Origin of the sequence: Cupriavidus laharis, assembly GCF_914271435.1 — a bacterium.
Classification (GTDB): domain Bacteria; phylum Pseudomonadota; class Gammaproteobacteria; order Burkholderiales; family Burkholderiaceae; genus Cupriavidus; species Cupriavidus laharis.
On sequence record NZ_CAJZAI010000017.1, the window covers coordinates 13,098 to 32,962 of the forward strand.

The following is a 19,865-nucleotide window of genomic DNA, read 5'->3' on the forward strand; positions in this document are numbered from 1 at the left end:
TTCAGTGGGAAGATGGGTATTGCTCGCTGAATTGCAGGCGGCTTGTCGGCAGGGTTGGCAAGGCATAGGTCTGCCCATCCGGCCCTTCGAAGGTAAAGGACGCGGCCTTGACCTTGAAAGCCCCTGGGCAATGGAAGGTGGCGCCGTGATTGTCGAAGACGAGATAGGCGCCGCTGCCGCCGATGACGGCCTTCTTGGCGGCATTGATCAGCACGTCCTCGCTGGCGCTGGCGATCTGTACCTGCTTGTCGGCAAACATATCCAGCGCGTCGCTTTGCGCCTGGATTTCGACCTTGCCTTTGGCCGCGAACAGCTTGATGCCAAGTCTTGAGGCGAACAGCGATAGTGCGTCGCCGGCGGCGATGGCGATTTTCGCCAGGGCGCTGACGTTGCACCCTGCCTTCGTGGCAACATTGACATCCCGCCCGGCTGCGACCGACACGCGATCCGGCGTGGTGATGGCGATGCCATGGGGAGCGACCAGCGCGATGACCGCCTGCTTGAGTTCATTCAGATTACTGCGCAGCCATTCATTCTCGGCCTTGAGGTCCGCGATTTCCGCCTTCGATTGACCGGCCGCGTTCGTCAATCCCTGTGCCTGGGCCAGGATCGAGCGCATTTCATTCATGGCCGCAGTCATGTCAAGCTGCTGGCCGTTAGCCTGGGCTTGCGTCCATGCCGTGAGCAGCAGGCCCGCGCCGCCACGCATGGTGCCCTTGAGATCGGTGCGCAGCTCGAACCCTTCGCCGCGTGGCTTCTTCTGGTGGTCAACCAAATAGCCCAGGTTGAGTTGGGTCTTGCCCCCATACTCCGTGGACAGCTTGATCCCCTCCTGCCCCTCCCAATCCTCAAACCGCAGCTTGTTATTGCTCTGTGTGCGAATGACATTGCGCGACAGCCACCGGTCCTGATTCGTGATCAGGTCCGAGTGCTGGCTGTTGTGCTGCACGCTTGCGATATACGGCTTGTTGGGATTGCCATCGCGAAAGGCCACATCCACGTAAGTACCGTCGATCAGCGGGAAGTGGAAGCCCGTCTGCAACGCCCCCGCAAACGGCTTGGCCAGCGCCAGCGGCACGCTCTCGCCGCCGTTGGGCCATTCGTCGAAATCCACATCGAAGCGGACCGTGTAGTGCCCGTGCTGCGTCAGGTAGGCGTACTTGTACTGGCCCGGTGAGGTGACCCGGGCACTCAGCGTGCCGTGGATCCTCGGCCAGTTGTCTTCGTCCATCGGCAGCCGGTAGCGCCGGTCCGAGGGAATGGCCTTGAAGGTATTCCGGTAGGCCGCATCGCGCGCGCCGCTGTGAGTGACCTCGGTAATCACCTGCCCGTTTGGCGCGTCGGGCAGCGCCATGTCCACGCGCAGGATGCGTGCCGGGCGCAGTTCCAGCACATTGCTCTCGCCAGCAAAGATCAACTGGTCAGCAAACTTGGCCTCATGGCGCAGTTGCGCCTCCCACCTGGCTCCATCGAAGTCCAGGTGATGCGTGCCGTAGACATAGGACTGCCCGTAGGTGGTCTTCTCCTTGCGCGCGACATTTGCCTCGCCGGTGGGACGCTCCCAGGCCAGGTCAGGATTGAAGTCCGCGACCCGGAACGATTCCGGCACGGTCCTGGCGTGAGTCTCGAGCGAGAACACGGCTTCCTGGCCGGATTCCAGCCCGGCTGTCTCCCGGTATGGCACCCGCAGTTCCGGCTGGTAGACGTAGTGGTCGATGTCGTCGCCGAACACCACCATCTCGCCGAATTTTCCGGGCATGAAATAGCAGTACAAGCCCTCCTGCTCCATCAGCAAGCGGATATATGACCAATCAGACAACTGATGCTGAAGCCGGAACTTGTGCTGTGGATATGTTCGGCGAAGTCTGAAGGCGAACTGGTGTCCCTGCAGGCCATGACGGCGCAGGATTGCTTCAATGATCTGCGGGCCGGTCTGCTGCTGGTAGACGCGGCTGGCACGCGTGAGCTGCAGCCGCGCCACGAGCGGCTGCACCACGATCTCATAGCCGCAAAAATCGTGAGTCCGCCTGGTTTTGCTGAAGCGCGTGATGCAGCCAGCGAACTTGCGCGGCTCCGTGCCGTCGGAGGTGTCAATCAGGAAGGTGGCTGCCTTGCCCAGAAAGTCGGCACGATCCAGCTCGAACGGATCCGTCAGCTGGATGGTAACGGTGTAGGGCTCACCCATGCGCTCCACGGCTTCGAACGAAACCACCGACAGCGCCGCCGCACTCGCGGTGCCAGGCACCTCCAGGAAATATGCCTGCTGACCGGTCAGTCCCTTGAGCAGCGTGCCGCCGTAAGTCTTCAACCCCTCCACCAGATCCACCATCCTAAGGACTCCGTCTTCAGCGCAATCAAACCTGCGGCAGTGAAAATGCATGGCTCGATGTATCGCCATGCGCGTCGCACGGTAAGCAATTTCGCTTACGGCGGGAACCCCTTGGGATCCGCATTCATACAATTTAACGATCTATGACAACACTCGGTGCGAATTCGAAATCGTCCTATTTTTTCTCCATGGACGCCGTGTTACTAATCAAGAACAAGCACCGCACCGATCGTTGTTGAAGAATTAACAATCGTTAGATTCACGAATAAAGGATTCGAGAATGGCTGAGAGTTTCCAGAACGAAGTGCCCAAGACACGCGTCAATATCAAGCTTGACCTGCATACCGGCGGCGCCCAGAAGAAGGTCGAGCTGCCGCTCAAGTTGCTGGTGATGGGCGACTACAGCAATGGTCAGGAGACGCGGGCTCTCGCCGAGCGCGAGAAGGTGTCGATCAACAAGAACAACTTCAATTCCGTGCTCGCCGACTTCAACCCGAAGGCGAAGATCGCAGTGGAGAACACCCTCGTTGGTAATGGCACAGAACTGCCGGTCGATCTCGACTTCAAGTCGATGGACGACTTCAAGCCCGAAGTCGTGGCCGGCAAGGTGCCCGAACTGCGCGCACTGATGGCGGCGCGCAATCTGCTGCGCGACCTGAAGTCGAACCTGCTCGACAACGCGATGTTCCGCCGCGAACTCGAAAAGATCCTCAAGGACCCGGGCCTGTCAGAACAGCTTCGCGCTGATCTGCAGAAGATCGGCGAGGCCGCCCCGGCATCTCCGTCCGCCCAGTAATCCCCCTTGAGGAGAGAACTCCATGTCCAAACATGAAATCGCCGCTCGCACGCTTAGCGAAACCGACACCGTTGCCCTGGACGCGCCAGGCAAGAGTGTCTATGAATCTCTGTGCGAAAAAATCAACCTGACGCCGGTCAGGACGACTCGACCAGTCGAGTCGTTCCAGAGCGCCGACGCGCTGTCCGAATCGTCGCTGGATGAGCGAGTCGCCCAGGCGATGAACGTCTTCCTGAAAATGATCCAGGATTCATCGCAGCAGGTGGACCGCCTCGACAAGAGCTTGCTCGACTTTCATATCGAACACCTCGATCAGCAGATCAGTCGCCAGTTGGATGCGATCATGCACAACGAGACGTTCCAGCAGATCGAATCGGCCTGGCGCGGCCTCAAGTTCCTCGTCGATCGCACCGATTTCCGCAAGAACGTCAAGATCGAAGTGTTGGATGTGTCGAAGGATGCCCTGCGCCAGGACTTCGAGGACACACCCGAGGTCATCCAGAGCGGCCTCTACCTGCATACCTATATCCAGGAATACGACACGCCGGGTGGCGAGCCGATCGGCTCGATCATCTCGAATTACGCCTTTGACCGCAGCCCCCAGGACATTGCCCTGCTGCGCAACATTTCCAAGGTGTCAGCGGCCGCGCACATGCCGTTTATTGGCTCCGTCTCGCCAGCATTCTTTGGCAAGGACTCGATGGAGGAAGTCGCCAGCATTCGCGACATCGGCAATTACTTCGATCGCGCCGAGTACCTGAAGTGGAAGAGCTTCCGCGATTCGGACGACGCGCGATATATTGGCCTGACGCTGCCCAGCTTCCTGGCGCGCCTGCCTTATGGCCCGGATACCGTTCCGGTGCGCGCTTTCAACTACACCGAAGCCGTCAAGGGCCCGGATCACAACCGCTATCTGTGGGCCAATGCCTCGTTCGCGTTCGCCGCGAACATGGTGCGAAGCTTTATCAAGAACGGCTGGTGCGTACAGATTCGCGGCCCGCAGGCAGGCGGTCTGGTCGAGGACCTGCCGATCCACCTGTACGACCTCGGCACTGGCAACCAGGCCAAGATTCCGACCGAGGTGTTGATCCCGGAAACGCGTGAATTCGAATTCGCCAATCTCGGCTTCATCCCGTTGTCGTACTACAAGAACCACGACTTCGCGTGCTTCTTCTCCGCGCATTCGGCCCAGAAGCCGGCACTGTATGACACTAGGGAAGCCACCGCCAACAGCCGCGTCAATGCGCGCCTGCCGTACATCTTCCTGCTGTCGCGGATTGCTCACTACCTGAAGCTCATTCAGCGCGAGAACATTGGCACCACCAAGGATCGTCGCTTGCTGGAACTGGAGCTCAATACGTGGATCAAGACACTCGTCACCGAGATGACTGATCCGGGCGACGAACTGCAGTCCTCCCATCCGTTGCGCGAGGCCAAGGTGCTTGTTGAAGATATCGAGGACAACCCCGGCTTCTTCCGCATCAAGCTTTTTATCGTGCCGCACTTCCAGATCGAAGGCATGGACATCAATCTGTCGCTTGTGTCGCAGATGCCCAAGGCGAAGAATTGAACGACTATGGCCGTTCCTGACACGTTGACCCGAGACTATTCCGCCGCATGCTGGCATGCACAGCCATCGTGCGGCGTCTCCCATGCGGAAACACGTTTTCCGCGTATTAGCCGAGCACGATGAAGATAAAAAGACCGCTGTGGGCGCAGGGTATTTTCATGACCCCGCAGCATTTTCAGCAACAGACGTTGTGGGATCGGTATGCCGACGAGCATGTCGCGCGCATGGCAAGTCCCGCCCCGTGGGGAGTGGTGCGCGTCGGGCTCGACCAGCAAGCCCTGTCCATCTCCCGGCTGGCTGTGAACGCGCTGGCCGTGCGGCTGCCTGATGGCACCGTCGTTGATACTGAAACGGCTGACTTGACGCCGCCCGCCCGCGATCTGCGCGACGTGCCGGCCCAGCAAGAGACTGTCGTCGTGCTGATCGGTCTGGCCCTCGTTGACGCTCAGGGCGGCAATTGCGTCGAGGCCGGCGAGCGGCCAGCGCGGCCGCGGCGGTTCGTGCGGGAATACCTGGAGGTCGCCGACCTGCATGGGGAAGGCAAGGAAGAGATCAGCGTCGAGCGGCACGCACTGGCGCTCCTGTTCGACTTCGAGGCACATGGCGACTACGTGACCTGCCCCATTGCCCGGCTGGTACGCAGCCCCCAGGGACGGTTCGAGCTTGACCCTGCCTTTGTGCCGCCCTGCCTCTTCCTGTCGGCGAACGTGCGGCTCACCGAGCGTATGAACCGGCTGTCGGAGATCCTCGCCGCCAAGAGCGCGAGTCTGGCTGTGCGTCGGCGAGAGCGCTCCGACCAGATCGCCGACTACGCGGTGGCCGATGTGGCGCTGTTCTGGCTGCTGCACAGCGTGAACAGCAGCTGGCCGGAACTGGCGCGTCTGTGCGCCGCACCGCAGCAGCATCCCGAACGGCTCTATGCCGTGCTGGCCCGGCTGGCCGGCTCGCTCCTGACCTTCTCCACCACGGATACGCTGCAGGCCATTCCAGCCTATGACCACCTTGCACCCGAACCCGTGTTCGCGGAGCTGGAGTCGCTGATCCGCACCCTGCTCGACACGGTGATCCCTTCGCGCGTGGTCCCGGTGGCGCTGGAGCGCACCCGGCCTACGGCATGGGTCGGCAAAATTCTCGACGAGCGCCTGGTCGAAGGGGCCGATTACTACTTGTCGGTGCAGGCAGGACTGCCCGCCCATGTACTGCTCGAGCAGTTGCCACGCCTGTGCAAGGCGGGGGCGCCGGATGAGGTGGAACAGATTGTCAACTCCGCCCTGCCCGGTATTCCGCTGCGCACCATGTCGCGCCTGCCTGCCGCCATCCCTGTGCGGATCGAGAATCAATATTTTGCGCTCGACAGCGCCCACCCGGCCTTTCAGCGCATGCTGAAGGCGCGGGCCTGTCAGTTCTACGTCCCGGCCTCGCTGCCGGACGTGTCGCTCGAACTTTTCGCGGTATTGCCAGCATGAGACGCTCCGCCATGATGCTCCCACTGGCCCTGCGCGATACGGCCCTGACTGTCACGGAACTCGCCGACGCTGCCAGGCCAGCCCTTGGCTTCGAGGCATTCCGAGCCAGGTGCCTCAAACAAGTGGCTCGCCTGCGTGAAGAACTCACGGCGCTCGGCCAGCCGGCCGATGTGGTCGAGGATGCCGCCTATGCCCAATGCGCCTTGCTCGATGAAGTTGCACTGGGTCAGCTGCAGGGAGCTGATCGCAATGCCTGGGAACGCGAGCCCCTGCAGGTGGCACAGTTCCAGAGCCATAACGCCGGGGACGCGCTGATCGCACGCATCGAGCGCCGCCTGGCTGAGCCGCAACCGGTGCTGCCGCTGCTTGCCGTCTTCCACGCCATCCTCGGGCTGGGCTTTCAGGGCCGTTATGCCCTCGCGGGCGCTGCAGCGCGCACGGCGCTCATGCAAGCGATTGATGAACGCCTGGATCGCGCCGGCTGGCGCGAGTCCTCCGGCCCAGTGCTGGTGACAGGAGGCAAGATGCCCCGCTGGCGCGATCTGTCGCCGCTTGCCTGGGTGGCAATCGCCTGCATTGGCGCAGGCCTCTTCTACTTCGCGCTGGATCGATGGCTGTCGGCTTCGATCGCCAAGCTCGCGGGCTGAGAGGCGTTTCGTGACCGACTACCCCTACCGCATGCTCGTTGGTTGGATCGCGGCACTCACCTTGGCCTGGCTGGCATTCAGCTCGCCCTGGCAGGCAACGTGGAACCTGCTGCTTGCCGCCTTCTCGATCGCATTGACGCTGATAGCGATCCTTATGATCACCCGATTGCTGCGCACACGTCGGCGTGCCGCGCAACCGGTACTGCAGGCCATCAAGGCAACGCTCGATGCGCTGCCGGGCGATATCCGACGCAATACGCCATTGGTGCTAGCTGTGGGCGATGCGGTCGGCGCCCCGGCGAAGGCATTCGGCGAAGCGCTGGTCCGGATCACCGACACCGCGATTTGGGTCCGGGTCGACGACCCGACCCGGCTGGCAAACGTGGCAGACGCGCTCAAGCGCTGGCGCGAGGGTCAGGGCCCTGATGCCGTCGCCTGTCTGGTCGGCGCCGATGAGGTCAACGATGCCGGTATGCTGAATGCCGGTCTCCGGCGCTGGCGCTCGGCCATCGGCGAGGCCAGCCGCGCGCTGGGTTACGCCTTGCCGGTTTGCATCGCCGTGTATGCGGAGGAAGCCAACGGAGCACCGGACGACTGCCCATGGTTTGGCGCCTCTGGCACCGATAGCCTGCTCGGCGATGCACAGGCCTCGCTGGTCGCCTCACGTGCCCTGCAATACGCCCACGCTGCCGTGCCCGCCGACCGCCAGCTCCGAGCGCACCGTGCCGCCCGCCTCGACGCGCTGGCGCAGTGGGCAACTGGCGCGGTGCTGCCTCCCCTCCTCGATGACCACCGCGATGGCTTCCGGTATAGCCGTCCGGTGCATATGGCGGCCTTCGGTGTCACCCTTATCGCGGGTATGCCCGCTGCGGATTCGCTGCTCGCGCGCTTCACTGAGCAGGCCACCGCGCTGACCCGAATCGCCAGGGGTAGCCGTCGTGCTCTTGCCCTCTACCCACTGCCAGATCCGCTGGTCCGGGGCGTCGCACTGCAGCCCGTGCGGCGCGTATTCCCGCGTGCATTGGCACACGCCTTTGCCTGGCTGGCGCTGGCATTTTGTGCAGCCTGCGCGGCATCCGCCTGGCAGAACCGCGCGCTCGTGACCCGCATCCTCCACGACATGGCGCGCTATCGCGCCATCGGTCCGGAGCATGACGCCGCCCGGATCGATGCGCTGCAGGCCATCAAGCGCGATCGCGACGAACTCAATCGATATGCCAGCGCCGGCGTACCGCCGCGTCTCGGGCTGGGCCTCTATCGCGGAGCCCCGTTGCTCGCTCCGCTCAATGCGCTGATCGCAGCGTATCAGCCCCCGGCACCGCCGCCCTCGACCATCGAGCTCGATAGCCTGTCTCTCTTCCGAAGCGGCAGCGCCGCCCTGAATCCCGGCTCGAATCGGGTCTTGATCGGCGCGCTTGACATGATCAAGGCGCATCCGGACAAGCGCGTGCTGGTGGCCGGCCACACCGACACCACTGGCGACCCGGGTGGCAACCTCAGACTCTCCGAGGCCCGAGCGGCGTCGGTCCGTGACTGGCTGGCCGATGCCGCAGGTCTGCCGCTGACTCACTTTGCCATTCAAGGCTACGGCGACACCCGTCCCAAGGCTGCCAACGACACGGAAGTGGGACGCGCCGCGAACCGCCGTGTCGAGATCACGCTCGTCCCCGATTGTCGCGATGATCATCGTGAAGATCGGAAAACCTCGGGCTATTCGGCCTGTTCATTCCAGCAGAAGGAGTAAGAAGAAATGGCAATTCCCGCATACATGTGGATCAAGGACGATGGCGGTGCCGATATCAAGGGCTCGGTCACCGTATCCGGCCGCGAAGGCAGCGTCGAGGTAGTCGCCTTCGATCATGCCGTCAACATCCCGACCGACTCCAACACCGGCAAGCTGACCGGTACGCGCGTGCACAAGCCGATCGTGTTTTGCAAGGAAACCGACGCCTCCACCCCATACCTGTATAAGGCGGTTACCAGCGGCCAGACCCTGAAGTCGGTCGAGATCAAGTGGTACAAGATCGATGACGCCGGCAAGGAGAAGGAGTACTTCAACACCAAGCTCGAGAACGTGAAGGTGGTTGGCGTCACGCCCAAGATGCTGGACATCAAGAACCCGGCCTACGAGAAGCACAACCACCTCGAGGACATCGAGCTGCGCTACGAGAAAATCACCTGGTCGTACAAGGACGGCAACATCATCCACGCCGACAGCTGGAACGAGCGCTCGTAATACGCGCCCGGCCGGTCCCTGGTGCCGGCCTGTCAACCGCACGGACGTTTGTGATGGTCCGCGCGCTTCTTTTTTCCGCGTACCACTTGCCTCTTTGCCATGACAGCCCGTGATCTCTCCCCATTCCTGCGTCGTCTGAACGACCACTGCGCCCAGGCCCTCGCCGACGCCGCCAGCCTCTGCGAGACGCGCGCCCATCGGGACATCGAGGTCGAGCACTGGCTGATCAAGCTGCTGGAACTCGGCGACGGCGACCTGCTGGCGATTCTGCGTCGCTATGCGCTGGACGTGGATGGCATCTGGAACGGGCTGCTGGCCGCGATCGACCGGCTCCCGCACGACCTGCGTGGCAAACCTGGGCTGTCGCAGCGCGTCGGCCAGTGGCTCGAAGCCGCGTGGATGCAGGCGTCCCTCGAAGCCACGGCGCCCGGAGAGTCCAAGTCGATCCGCTCCGCACACCTGCTGGCAGCCCTGGCCGAATCGCCGCACTTGCTGCGGGCGCCCGATGCCTGGCCGCTCCTCTCCATGTCGGCCACGCAGATCGAGCGCCTGATGCACGAACTGGACAAGATTTCGGTCGAAGCGGCCACCCCCATTGCGGGCGATGTCAATGCACCGACTCCTGTTCCGCAATCGTCGCCGCCCACATCTCCCGCCGCAAGGCCTGTGCCGGGCCAAGCGGACGCGTCCGCGCTGGCACGCTTTACTACGGACATCACCCAAAAGGCGCGCGATGGCAAAATCGATCCCGTCTTTGGCCGCGACATCGAGATTCGGCAGATGGTCGACATCCTGGCGCGCCGCCGCAAGAACAATCCGATCCTAGTCGGCGAGCCCGGGGTAGGGAAGACCGCACTGGTCGAGGGACTGGCGCTCAAGATCGCCGAAGGAGATGTCCCCGCGATCATCCGGGATGTCAGCGTGCTGACGCTGGACCTGGGCCTCTTGCAGGCCGGTGCCGGCGTCAAGGGAGAATTCGAGCAGCGCCTTAAGCATGTCATCGAGGCTGTGCAGTTGTCCCCGACGCCGATTCTGCTCTTCATCGATGAGGCCCATACCCTGATCGGTGCGGGCAACACTGCCGGCGGCACCGACGCGGCCAACCTGCTCAAGCCAGCACTGGCGCGAGGCGAGCTACGCACGATCGCGGCAACAACCTGGTCTGAATACAAGCAGTACTTCGAGCGCGACGCCGCGCTGGAGCGCCGCTTTCAGATGGTGAAGGTCGACGAGCCCGATGATGACAACGCCTGCCTGATGCTGCGGGGCTTGAAGGAGCGCTACGCGCAGCACCACGGCGTGCACATTACCGATGTTGCCGTGGGCGCCGCCGTGCGGCTGTCACGGCGATATCTGACCGGGCGCCAGCTGCCGGACAAGGCGGTCGACCTGCTCGATACCGCCGCCGCCCGCGTGCGCATGAGTCTGGAGGCCACGCCCGTCGCTATCGCCGTTCGTGCGGCGGAACGTGCGGCGCTGGAGGTCGAACGCACGGCCTTGCTGCAGGACCAGGGGGCCACGGGCGCCAACGCCGGCGAACGGCTGGAGGCCATCGATACCCGGCTGGCCGCGCTCGCCAGCGAACTCGAACAGTTCGAGCATGCTTTCACCGAACAGAAGGATGCCGCCGAGAAGCTGATCGCGCTGCGCGCGCAATGGCACGCTGCGGCCGAAAAATCGGTGCGCCGCGATTTGCAACTGTCAATCCAGGCGACCCACGAGGCATTGATGAGGCGTGGCCAGGCCGCGCTGCTCCACGTGGAGGTGGACGAAGCAACCATTGCCCAGGTCATCGCTGATTGGACGGGTGTGCCGGTCGACAGCCTGCTTTCCAGCGAACTGGCCAATTTGCTGGAGCTGGAGGCCCGTCTGGGTAAGATCGTGGTCGGCCAGGACGAAGCGCTGGCTGCGCTCGGCAAGAGCTTGCGAGCCGCCAAGGCAGGCCTCAAATCCGAGGATGCGCCGCTGGGGGTATTCCTCCTCGTCGGGCCTTCCGGGGTTGGCAAGACGGAAACGGCACGCGCGCTGGCCAACCTGATGTTCGGCGGCGAACGCTCGCTCATCACCATCAACCTGTCGGAATACCAGGAAGCCCACACCGTCTCGCAACTGAAGGGATCGCCACCGGGGTATGTCGGTTACGGGGAAGGTGGCGTGCTGACCGAAGCCGTGCGCCAGCGCCCTTACAGCATTGTCCTCCTCGATGAAGTCGAGAAGGCCCATCGCGACGTGCTGAACCTGTTCTACCAGGTGTTCGATCGCGGCATCATGCGGGATGGCGAAGGCCGGGTAATCGACTTCCGCAATACCGTGATCCTGATGACTTCGAATCTCGGAAGCGAGCAACTTCTCGCGGCAACCGACGCCGCGGCGGAGGCCGGCATCGAACTTGCGAGCGGCTCCCTGATGGAAGCGATCCGTCCGCTGCTGGTCGATCATTTCCAGCCGGCACTGCTGGCGCGCTTCCAGACCGTCGTGTACCGCCCGCTGTCGGGCGAAGCCATGGCCATGATTGTGCGAATCAAGTTGGCCAAGGTGGCCGACCGGATCGCGCGCCGCTTCGGTGTGCCACTGCGGTGCGACGATACATTGGTGGGCGAGCTGGTGCGCGCCTGCCTGCTGCCTGATTCCGGTGCCCGCAATATCGACAGCCTGCTCGACCAGCAGATCCTGCCCGTGCTGTCACGCGAGTTGTTGGTGCGCATGACCGACAAGCAGACGCCGAAGTCGATCCATCTGTCATTCTCCGAGGCCGACGGCATCGGGCTGGGCTTCGAAGAGTCAGCGGCAACCGAGGGCGCGTGATGCGTGGCGGGCCGGGACTCTTTGAGGCGGTGACGGGATTCTTTGCGAATGGCGTCGCAATCGACGAATTCGACACGGCGACGCAGACCTTCCTGTCGGTACAGGACAATATCCAGCGCATTCTCAACAGCCGCCGCGGCAGCCACGCGCATCTGCCGGACTATGGACTCGGCGATCTATCCCGGATCTACCGGCATTTGCCCGCCTCTGCGCATACCCTTCAGCGAGAGATAGAAGCCACGCTGCTGCGCTATGAGCCGAGGCTGAAGGCGATCGACCTGACGATCGAAGAGACCGAGCCCGGCATGCTTCTCAGTTTCACCATGGCCTGTCACCTGCATCAGGCCGGGCTGGTGCGGTTCGGCACACACTTCACGCCCGACGGACAGACGCGCCTCAAGCTGCTGAGGGCAACGCATGACCTCGACTGAGGCAGCCCCTGCCAAGGCGACAATCCAGTCACCACCACTCCGCGCCCGACGCCACCCTACCGCCCGCGCATAGCCTTCCGGACAGCCGCCGTCACCTGCTCGACCACGCCATCACGCCAGTCGTCGGCATCGCCATAGAAAGCCTGCCGCATGGCCTGCCTGACCAAAGTGCGCTGGTTCTCGTCGGCCTCCGGATGCAGGTAAAGCCAGTGGTCGCCGCGCAGCGCATCAAGGACTTCCGCAACTGGCAGCGTGCCGAACTCCAGAGCGATCCCCGCATAGTCGACATCGGGCAGCGTGCCCGGCACCGCCTGCCAGGCGAGCCCGGTCAGCCGGGCGGAACAGGACGAACCGTCATAAATCGACGTCACCTCGTTGCCCCAGATGGCGCGGGTCCGCCTGAGCTGCGCGTCGTCGTCGGGTCCCATGCAGATCGGCTCGCCATAGCCCCATGGCCCCAGACCGGTGTGGATATCGATCCAGCGCAGACTGCTGCGTCCGCTGCCAAAGCGCGCCAGCACGCGCCGCAGCGTGTAGTTGCTCCAAGTTTCCTTGTTGCCGCCATAGAACAGCCCGCACGGATCCTGGTATTGGCCACCGCTGACCGCGGTCTGATACCAGTCCATGCCTTTTTCCGCCACAGCCTTCATGAACTGTGCCTGCTCCGCGCCGGATGGCGGCCAGTGCGCCGGCATCAGCATCGGCGCGATCTCCGCGTACGGGACGTTGTCCGGCAGCGATTGCGCAAAATCCATGAAATTGCGGTTCAGGTCGACGTTGTCCTCATTGACCCGGCGCAGATGGGAAAATCCATAGGGATTGACGGCGTGCACGAGCAGCAGGCCCACGCGCGCCTCGGCGCAGTCGGCCAGCAGTACCGCATCGGCCAGCAGGGCCACCTGCGCGCCGGAGCCGCAGAAGCCTTCCACGCCATGCACCCCGGAACTCACCATCAGCACGCGGCGAGCGTCGGCGGGTCCGACCCACGCGACATCCATGGCAAGGTCCTCGCCGGCGCTGCCGCGCCGGGTCGGATGCGGAAACTCGGCTAGTGTTGCGCCGGCGGCACGCGCGGCGGCCAGGAACTTCTGCCGCGCCTCGGCATAACTGGTGGCAAAGCAACCCGAAACCTGACCCATGGCGACTGCCCCTCGCGGACGGAGATGCTGGCATTAGACGCCAAATCGTCCAGCCTTGCCAACGTGCAATGCGTCAGAAAAGCTGCCCGCTCTCGCCGGGGCGCGTGTCGTCCGCCCCCCAGATCCCGGGTGAACTGAACGCCTGCGGATGCATTTCAATGCCCGCGGCGGCAATCTGCGCGGCCGACAGCACGAGCTGCCGCGCCAGCCAGTCGTGCAGGCCGCGCAGGAAGCGGATGTTGTCGAGCCGGTTGGAAGCCGCGATCAGCCGTTCCAGCTTGACGTGCGCGGTATAGACATCCAGCAGGTTGATTGCCTTGAGGCGGGGCGGCGTGGTCGGGCTTTTCTCGATGGCGAGAATGCGGGTCACCTGCGCCCGGCTCAGGTCTCCGGTGCGCTGGAAGTGCTCATAGACGTCCTGCAGTGGCGCAAAGCGCACTGTGGGCTGGACGCGCGGCACGGCCGCGACCTTTTCCATGCGCAGCACCAGGTAGCGAATGGCGGCCGCGCATTGTTCGGCCTCGCGCTGCGCCGCGCTCGGCCGGCGGCGCGAAGCCATGGCGATGGCCGCATCGAACGCCTCGGCCTGGCGCACCACGTCGCGCTCGGTGTAGTCCGGCACCTGTGCGAGGTGGTCGGGATGGAGCACGGCGGTCCGGGCGCAGGCTTCACCGAATGGGTACTCATGGCCCTGCGCATCACGCAGGATGTACGCCCTGCCATCGGGAAAGCCATGGTGCCGCCCGGTGGCGCCGCGCGCGTGGCAGCGCGTGTCGAGGTCAACGAAGTCCTTGCGTACGGGAATCCAGCCCCCGTGCTGTGCCTGGGTCATGAGTCTGCGGAGTTGCGGTACTGCGGGTGAAGACAGCCGGGCCGGCCACCAGACCGGGCCGCGCCGAACCCGGCATTGTCGCCGATCGCGCCGCGGCCGGCCAATTCCCCTATTTCAGCATGAACGACATTGCCGACAGGCAGTTCAGCATGCGCACCGCCGATTCCACCGAGTCAGCCCCAAATGTCAGCGTGACGCCATCCACGCGCTCCAGCGCTGGCCACTGGCAGAACAGGTCCGCATGCGCGGGCGTCTGGGTCTGGAGCCGGCAGTTCAGGGGAGCATCAATCCGGAACGCCCGGGCATTGGCCCGTTCGCGCACGGCCAGCGCGGCGGCCTCGCGGATGGCATCGCACGCCGCCGCCGGCGCAAGCGTGCTGCCGCTGCCGAAGCCGCCGGCCGACTTGGTCTGTACGTAGCGCACCCACGGCATCAGCGGCCGGGTCTCGCTGATGAAGACATCATCGCCGCTCGCCATCAGCACCGGCACGCCACGCTCGCCGGCCAGCGCGGCGTAAAGCCCGGCCTCGCCAAGCTCCTGCCCGTTCAGCCAGACCCGGGCAAAGGCGCTGCTGTTGATTGTGTGCGCCAGGATGCCCCGGCTTTGCGCGCGGCCGTGGTAGCCAATCATGAAGACGCCGTCGCAACCGGCTTCGACCCCGGCCATCATGCCGAGGTAGCGCGGCTTGCCCAGCACCAGCTGCGCGCGCGGATCGATCTGGTCTGGCAACAGGTTGCGGAAGCCGCCGTGCGAGTCGTTGACCAGCACCTCGATGGCGCCGCCGTCAAAGGCAGCCTGCACGGCGGCATTGGCCTCGCCGGTCATCCAGGCGCGGGCGCGCTCGTACTCGCCATTGCCGGGGCGCGTCTGCTCGGCACGGAAGACGCCCGCAATGCCTTCGATATCGGTGGAAATCAGCAGCTTCATGTTGGATTGCGCAGTTCGGGCATGACGTCCAGCAGCGCCTGCCGGCGGTGGCCGCTGCGGCCCCGGACAGTCACGGCGTGCCAGAGAGCGTGAAGGATGGCCTGCTCGATGCTGTCGGCGGCCGCGCGGAACAGCGGGTCCAGGCGGCTTTCGTGCAGCAGCGGCACGGCTGGCATTGGCTCGGCGGCATGGTGCGGCACGGTGTACGCCGTGGAAAAGGCCAGCGCGATATCCCCCGAACCGTGCCCATACACCGAACCCGTGCGCGCCAGGCCCGTCCCGGCACGCAGCGCCAGCCGGCGCAGCTGGCGCGCGTCCAACGGCGCGTCGGTGGCCAGGATCATGATGATCGAACCCTTCTCGGGCTCCGGAACTGGCGCTGCCAGCCGCGCTGCCAGTCCTTCGCCCACGCGCCGACCCGCGACCACGAGCGATTCCGGCGTACCGAAGTTCGCCAGCACCAGCGCGCCCACGCAATAGCCGCCGGCCAGCCGTGAAGCGGTGCCGATGCCGCCCTTGACGCCAAACGCCGACATGCCTCGCCCGACGCCGACCGAGCCGGCCAGAACGTCCACACTAGCCGCAGTACTGGCTGCCTCGTAGTGATGGCCGTTGACGGCCATGGCCTGGATATCGTTCAGGTAGCCGTCATTGCATTCAAACACCAGCGGATTGACCGTCGGCAGCGACCGGCCGATCTCCGGATTGGCCCCAATGGCTTCACGGATCTGTGCCTGCGCCACGGCGCCGACGGCAAACGTGTTGGTCAACGCGACAGGCGTCTCCAGCAAGCCCAGCTCCTCCACCTGCACGAGCCCGACGCTCTTGCCGAAGCCATTGATCACGGCGCAGGCGGCCGGCACCTTTTGCAGGTAAGGATTGCCGGCATGCGGGTGCACCACCGTCACGCCCGTCTGCAGATCGCCCTCGTCCAGCGTGCAATGCCCGACTGTCACGCCGGCCGCGTCCGTGATGCTGTTGCGCGCGCCAGCGGGCAGCGTGCCGATGACCGGCGGTGTCACCTGTTCCATTTGCGCTTCGCCTCAGCGCCGGTCGATCTTCGGATCTAGCGCATCGCGCAGTCCGTCGCCGAGCAGGTTGAAGGCCAGCACCGTCAGGAAGATGGCCAGGCTCGGGAAGATCGCGACGTGCGGGGCCGTCACCATGTCGGCGCGCGCCTCGTTGAGCATGGCGCCCCACTCGGGCGTGGGCGGTTGCGCGCCGAGTCCGAGGAACGACAGGCTTGCCGCCGTGATGATCGACGTGCCGATCCGCATCGAGAAATACACCACGATCGACGACACCGTACCCGGCAGGATATGCCGCATCAGGATGGTCCAGTCCGACGCGCCGATGCTGCGCGCGGCCTCGACATAGGTCAGCCGCTTGAGCATCAGCGTATTGCCGCGCACAAGACGTGCGAAGGCGGGGATACTGAAGATGGCCACCGCGAAGATCACGTTGACCATGCCGTTGCCGAGGATCGCCACGATGCCGATCGCCAGCAGGATGCCCGGGAACGCGAACAGCACGTCGGAAATGCGCATCACGATGCGGTCCCACCAGCCTTCGTAATAGCCCGCCAGCAGGCCCAGCACGGTGCCGATCACCGCCCCGATGATGACGGACAGGAAGCCCGCCGCCAGCGAGATGCGCGTGCCGGCCAGGATGCGGCTGAAGATGTCGCGTCCGAGCGAGTCCACGCCCATCCAGTGGGCCGCGGACGGCCCGGCATTGAGCGCGTCATAGTCGAAGAAATTCTCGGGGTCATATGGCACAAGATGCGGCGACAGGATCGCCACCACGACCAGCAGCAGCACGAACACGCCGGCGCCGAGCGCCAGGTGCTGCTTGCGGAATTTGCGCCAAAACTCGCTCCAGGGCGTGCGCACGGCCTGCGGGGCCGCGGCCGTGGCGGTTGCCTGGCTGGCGGCGGGCGTGGAAATCTGGGTCATGCCGGCCTCCCTCTTACTTGTAGCGGATGGTTGGGTTGATCACGGTGTAGAGCAGGTCCACTACCAGGTTGATCAGGATGAATTCGAGCGAGAACAGCAGCACCTCGGCCTGGATCACCGGGTAGTCGCGCATCTCTACGGCATCGACCAGCAGGCGCCCGAGGCCCGGCCAGTTGAAAACTTTCTCCACCACGATCGAGCCGCCCAGCAGGAAGCCGAACTGCAGGCCCATCATGGTCACGACCGGGATCATGGCGTTGCGCAGTGTGTGCTTGACCACGACCACGGTCTCGCGCACACCCTTGGCGCGGGCAGTACGCACGAAATCTTCCTGCAGTACCTCGACGAACGAGGCGCGTGTGAAGCGCGCCATCACCGCCGCCACGGCCGCGCCCAGCGTCAGCGACGGCAGCACGTAGTGCTTCCAGCTATCGGCACCGATCGACGGCAACCAGCCCAACTGCACGGAAAACACTTCCATTAGCAGCATGCCCAGCGCAAACGCCGGGAACGAGATGCCGGACACAGCCAGCGTCATGCCCAGCCGGTCGGGCCAGCGGTTGCGCCAGACCGCTGAGCAGATGCCGATCACCATCCCGAACGCGACGGCCCAGGCCATGGACGCAATGGTCAGCCACAGCGTCGGCATGAAGCGGTCGCCGATTTCTTCGCTGACCGGCCGCTTGGTGCGCAACGAATGCCCGAACTCGCCGCGCACGGCGTTCGAGAAGAAGTTCACGAATTGCTCGGGCAGGGACTTGTCCAGGCCCAGGTCCTTGCGCACCAGCTCGACGGTGGCAGCGTCGGCCTCCGGGCCCGCCGCCAGCCGCGCGGGGTCACCTGGCAGCAGGTGGACGAACAGGAACACCAGCACCGCCACGATCAGCAGTGTGGGAATGACGCCCACGCATCGTTTGAGGAAGTAGTTCAGCATGACGCACAAGAATGAATGGCAACAACGTAGGCCGCGGGCCGCTCGCCAGCGAACCCCGCGTCGCGGGCAAGCGGCCGTTTGTCGGCTTGCTGCTTGACTGCTTACTGCCCGTTGGATTGGGATGGCCTGGATCGGGCGTCGTGAGTACTGGATGCGCCTGCCCTCTCCCCTCTCCCGCACGCGGGAGAGGGCCGGCACTTCCACGAAGTGCCCAACCCTCACATCACCCCATCACTGCTTGATATCGATCTCGTCGAAATTGAACGACCCATCCGGCATCACATACGCGCCGGCCAGCCGCTTGTTGCGCGCGAACAGCACCTTCTCGGTCACCAGGAATGCCCACGGCGCATCCTTCCAGATGCGTTCCTGCGCGTCCTTGTAGAGCTTTGCCTTCTCTGCGCGATCCGTGGTGCGCAGCGCGCCCGCGATGTCGGCATCGACCTGGTCGTTCTTGTAGTACGCGGTGTTCAGCAGCTTCGGCGGCATCGATTCCGAGGCCAGCAGCGGACGCAGCGCCCAGTCCGACTCACCGGTCGACGACGACCAGCCCACGTAATAGATGCGCACTCCAGCGTCTTCCGGCTTCTGCACGCTTTCCACCTTCTCCACGCGCTGGCCGGCTTCCAGCGCCTGCACGCTGGCCTTGATGCCGACCTGCTGTAGCTGCTGCTGCACGAACTGGATCACCTTCTGCGCGGTGGTGTGGTTGTAGGCCGACCACAGCGTGGTCTCGAAGCCGTTCGGGTAGCCGGCTTCCTTCAGCAGTGCGCGTGCCTTGGCCGGGTCATACGGCCACGGGCCCAGCTTCTCGGCAAAGTCCACGCCCGGCGGCACCACGCCTTCCGCAGGCACCGCGTAGCCGGCAAAGGCCACCTTGGCCAGCGCGTCCTTGTTGATCGCGTAGTTGATGGCCTGGCGCACTTTCGGGTCGTTGAACGGCTTGACCGTGGTGTTCAGGCTCAGGTAGCGCTGGATGATCGACGGCGCCGCGACCAGGTCCACCTTCGGGCTGTTCTTCAGCACCGCGGCCTGCTCGAACGGGATGCTGAAGGCAAAGTCCGCCTCGCCGGTCTGCATGATGGCCGCGCGCGTGTTGTTGTCGACCACCGGCTTCCAGGTGATGGTGTCGATCTTCGGATAGCCGGTCTTCCAGTAGCCGGCGAACTTCCTGCCCTTCAGGTGATCGGGCTGCTTCCACTCGACAAACTCGAACGGGCCGGTGCCGACCGGATGGAAGGCAATTTCCTTGCCGTACTTCTGCAGCGCCGCGGGCGAGATCATCACGGCCGACGGATGGGCCAGCACGTTGATGAACGGCGAGAACGGCTCCTTCAGCGTGACCTTCACCGTGCTGCTGTCGACCACATCGGTCTTCGCCACGCGGTTGAACAGCGTGTAGCGCTTGAGCTTGTTGGCCGGGTTGGTTACACGGTCCAGGTTGGCCTTTACCGCGGCAGCGTCGAAGGTGGTGCCGTCGTGGAACTTGATGCCCTTCTTGAGCTTGATGGTGTAGGTCAGGCCGTCCTTGCTGACGTCATAGCTTTCGGCCAGCACATTGACCAGCTTCATGTCCTTGTCCATGCCGAACAGGCCCTGGTAGAAGGACTTGGCCGCCGCCTGCGACAGCGTGTCGTTGGCATCATACGGATCCAGCGTGGTGAAGGTCGAGTACACCGCCATGACCGCGTCCTTGGCGGCAAAAGCGGGAGCCGACGCCAGCGCGCCGGCCACAAACAGCCCGGCCATCAGCCTGGGCGAAACCATCCGTGCAGACATCTTGATTCTCCTTGGATA

16 protein-coding genes are annotated in these 19,865 nt (G+C 64.2%); 8 read left to right on the forward strand and 8 right to left on the reverse strand.

The annotated features are described in order from the left end of the window. Position 1 precedes the first annotated feature (1 nt). Positions 2–2,329 carry a type VI secretion system Vgr family protein gene (locus LDO29_RS23695; protein ID WP_224082181.1) on the reverse strand — a complete coding sequence of 776 codons (2,328 nt, stop codon included), beginning with the start codon at positions 2,327–2,329 and terminating at the stop codon, positions 2–4. 280 nt (positions 2,330–2,609) lie between these two features. Between LDO29_RS23695 and tssB the strand changes: the two genes are divergently transcribed. From tssB to tssE, 8 genes are all read left to right on the forward strand, one after another. Continuing rightward, positions 2,610–3,125, forward strand: a complete 516-nt coding sequence (gene tssB, locus LDO29_RS23700; protein ID WP_224082182.1) for a type VI secretion system contractile sheath small subunit — start codon at positions 2,610–2,612, stop codon at positions 3,123–3,125. Between the two features lie 22 nt (positions 3,126–3,147). Then, positions 3,148–4,695, forward strand: a complete 1,548-nt coding sequence (tssC, locus tag LDO29_RS23705; RefSeq protein ID WP_224082183.1) for a type VI secretion system contractile sheath large subunit — start codon at positions 3,148–3,150, stop codon at positions 4,693–4,695. 119 nt (positions 4,696–4,814) lie between these two features. Further along, on the forward strand, positions 4,815–6,161 hold the full coding sequence (gene tssK, locus LDO29_RS23710; protein WP_224082184.1) for a type VI secretion system baseplate subunit TssK: 1,347 nt from the start codon (positions 4,815–4,817) through the stop codon (positions 6,159–6,161). Between the two features lie 11 nt (positions 6,162–6,172). Beyond that, a complete protein-coding gene (locus LDO29_RS23715) occupies positions 6,173–6,808 on the forward strand; it encodes a DotU family type IV/VI secretion system protein (protein ID WP_224082185.1) in 636 nt (211 codons plus the stop codon). Positions 6,809–6,818: 10 nt separating this feature from the next. After that, positions 6,819–8,552, forward strand: coding sequence for an OmpA family protein (locus LDO29_RS23720; RefSeq protein ID WP_224082186.1), 1,734 nt, complete (start codon positions 6,819–6,821; stop codon positions 8,550–8,552). 6 nt (positions 8,553–8,558) lie between these two features. Continuing rightward, complete coding sequence (locus LDO29_RS23725; protein ID WP_224082187.1) at positions 8,559–9,044, forward strand: Hcp family type VI secretion system effector; 486 nt, start codon at positions 8,559–8,561, stop codon at positions 9,042–9,044. Positions 9,045–9,143: 99 nt separating this feature from the next. Next, positions 9,144–11,849 (forward strand): type VI secretion system ATPase TssH, encoded by a 2,706-nt coding sequence (gene tssH / locus LDO29_RS23730; RefSeq protein ID WP_224082188.1) that lies wholly within the window; start codon positions 9,144–9,146, stop codon positions 11,847–11,849. Further along, entirely contained in the window at positions 11,849–12,280 is a 432-nt protein-coding gene (tssE, locus tag LDO29_RS23735; protein WP_224082189.1) for a type VI secretion system baseplate subunit TssE, read from the forward strand. Before tssH ends, tssE begins: the two co-directional genes overlap by 1 nt. A gap of 56 nt (positions 12,281–12,336) precedes the next feature. Here the strand turns inward: tssE and LDO29_RS23740 are convergent, their stop codons facing one another. The 7 genes from LDO29_RS23740 to gsiB all read right to left on the reverse strand — a co-directional run bounded on the left by LDO29_RS23740 (position 12,337) and on the right by gsiB (position 19,847). Continuing rightward, the gene (locus LDO29_RS23740) at positions 12,337–13,419 is read right to left on the reverse strand and encodes a M14 family metallopeptidase (RefSeq protein WP_224082190.1); all 1,083 of its coding nucleotides are present in this window, start codon (positions 13,417–13,419) and stop codon (positions 12,337–12,339) included. A 73-nt stretch (positions 13,420–13,492) separates the two neighbouring features. After that, positions 13,493–14,251 (reverse strand): hypothetical protein, encoded by a 759-nt coding sequence (locus LDO29_RS23745; RefSeq protein WP_224082191.1) that lies wholly within the window; start codon positions 14,249–14,251, stop codon positions 13,493–13,495. Positions 14,252–14,360: 109 nt separating this feature from the next. Further along, a complete protein-coding gene (locus LDO29_RS23750; protein ID WP_224082192.1) occupies positions 14,361–15,179 on the reverse strand; it encodes a M55 family metallopeptidase in 819 nt (272 codons plus the stop codon). Then, positions 15,176–16,210, reverse strand: coding sequence for a DmpA family aminopeptidase (locus LDO29_RS23755; protein WP_224082193.1), 1,035 nt, complete (start codon positions 16,208–16,210; stop codon positions 15,176–15,178). The genes LDO29_RS23750 and LDO29_RS23755 overlap by 4 nt, the downstream gene beginning before the upstream one ends. Before the next feature lie 12 nt (positions 16,211–16,222). After that, complete coding sequence (gene gsiD, locus LDO29_RS23760) at positions 16,223–17,134, reverse strand: glutathione ABC transporter permease GsiD (protein ID WP_224082194.1); 912 nt, start codon at positions 17,132–17,134, stop codon at positions 16,223–16,225. A gap of 13 nt (positions 17,135–17,147) precedes the next feature. Next, positions 17,148–18,068: a glutathione ABC transporter permease GsiC gene (gene gsiC, locus LDO29_RS23765; RefSeq protein WP_224082195.1), complete on the reverse strand. Its 921-nt coding sequence runs from the start codon at positions 18,066–18,068 to the stop codon at positions 17,148–17,150. 231 nt (positions 18,069–18,299) lie between these two features. Then, the gene (gene gsiB / locus LDO29_RS23770; RefSeq protein WP_224082196.1) at positions 18,300–19,847 is read right to left on the reverse strand and encodes a glutathione ABC transporter substrate-binding protein GsiB; all 1,548 of its coding nucleotides are present in this window, start codon (positions 19,845–19,847) and stop codon (positions 18,300–18,302) included. Positions 19,848–19,865: the final 18 nt, after the last annotated feature.

Excerpts from the sequence above, each read along its gene's own strand:
- gsiB (WP_224082196.1), bottom strand. The coding sequence starts at position 19,847 with ATGTCTGCACGGATGGTTTCGCCCAGGCTGATGGCCGGGCTGTTTGTG.
- gsiC (WP_224082195.1), bottom strand. The coding sequence starts at position 18,068 with ATGCTGAACTACTTCCTCAAACGATGCGTGGGCGTCATTCCCACACTG.
- LDO29_RS23715 (WP_224082185.1), top strand. The coding sequence starts at position 6,173 with ATGATGCTCCCACTGGCCCTGCGCGATACGGCCCTGACTGTCACGGAA.
- LDO29_RS23740 (WP_224082190.1), bottom strand. The coding sequence starts at position 13,419 with ATGGGTCAGGTTTCGGGTTGCTTTGCCACCAGTTATGCCGAGGCGCGG.
- tssE (WP_224082189.1), top strand. The coding sequence starts at position 11,849 with ATGCGTGGCGGGCCGGGACTCTTTGAGGCGGTGACGGGATTCTTTGCG.
- tssK (WP_224082184.1), top strand. The coding sequence starts at position 4,815 with ATGAAGATAAAAAGACCGCTGTGGGCGCAGGGTATTTTCATGACCCCG.
- gsiD (WP_224082194.1), bottom strand. The coding sequence starts at position 17,134 with ATGACCCAGATTTCCACGCCCGCCGCCAGCCAGGCAACCGCCACGGCC.
- LDO29_RS23695 (WP_224082181.1), bottom strand. The coding sequence starts at position 2,329 with ATGGTGGATCTGGTGGAGGGGTTGAAGACTTACGGCGGCACGCTGCTC.
- tssB (WP_224082182.1), top strand. The coding sequence starts at position 2,610 with ATGGCTGAGAGTTTCCAGAACGAAGTGCCCAAGACACGCGTCAATATC.
- LDO29_RS23725 (WP_224082187.1), top strand. The coding sequence starts at position 8,559 with ATGGCAATTCCCGCATACATGTGGATCAAGGACGATGGCGGTGCCGAT.
- LDO29_RS23750 (WP_224082192.1), bottom strand. The coding sequence starts at position 15,179 with ATGAAGCTGCTGATTTCCACCGATATCGAAGGCATTGCGGGCGTCTTC.
- LDO29_RS23745 (WP_224082191.1), bottom strand. The coding sequence starts at position 14,251 with ATGACCCAGGCACAGCACGGGGGCTGGATTCCCGTACGCAAGGACTTC.
- LDO29_RS23755 (WP_224082193.1), bottom strand. The coding sequence starts at position 16,210 with ATGGAACAGGTGACACCGCCGGTCATCGGCACGCTGCCCGCTGGCGCG.
- tssC (WP_224082183.1), top strand. The coding sequence starts at position 3,148 with ATGTCCAAACATGAAATCGCCGCTCGCACGCTTAGCGAAACCGACACC.
- tssH (WP_224082188.1), top strand. The coding sequence starts at position 9,144 with ATGACAGCCCGTGATCTCTCCCCATTCCTGCGTCGTCTGAACGACCAC.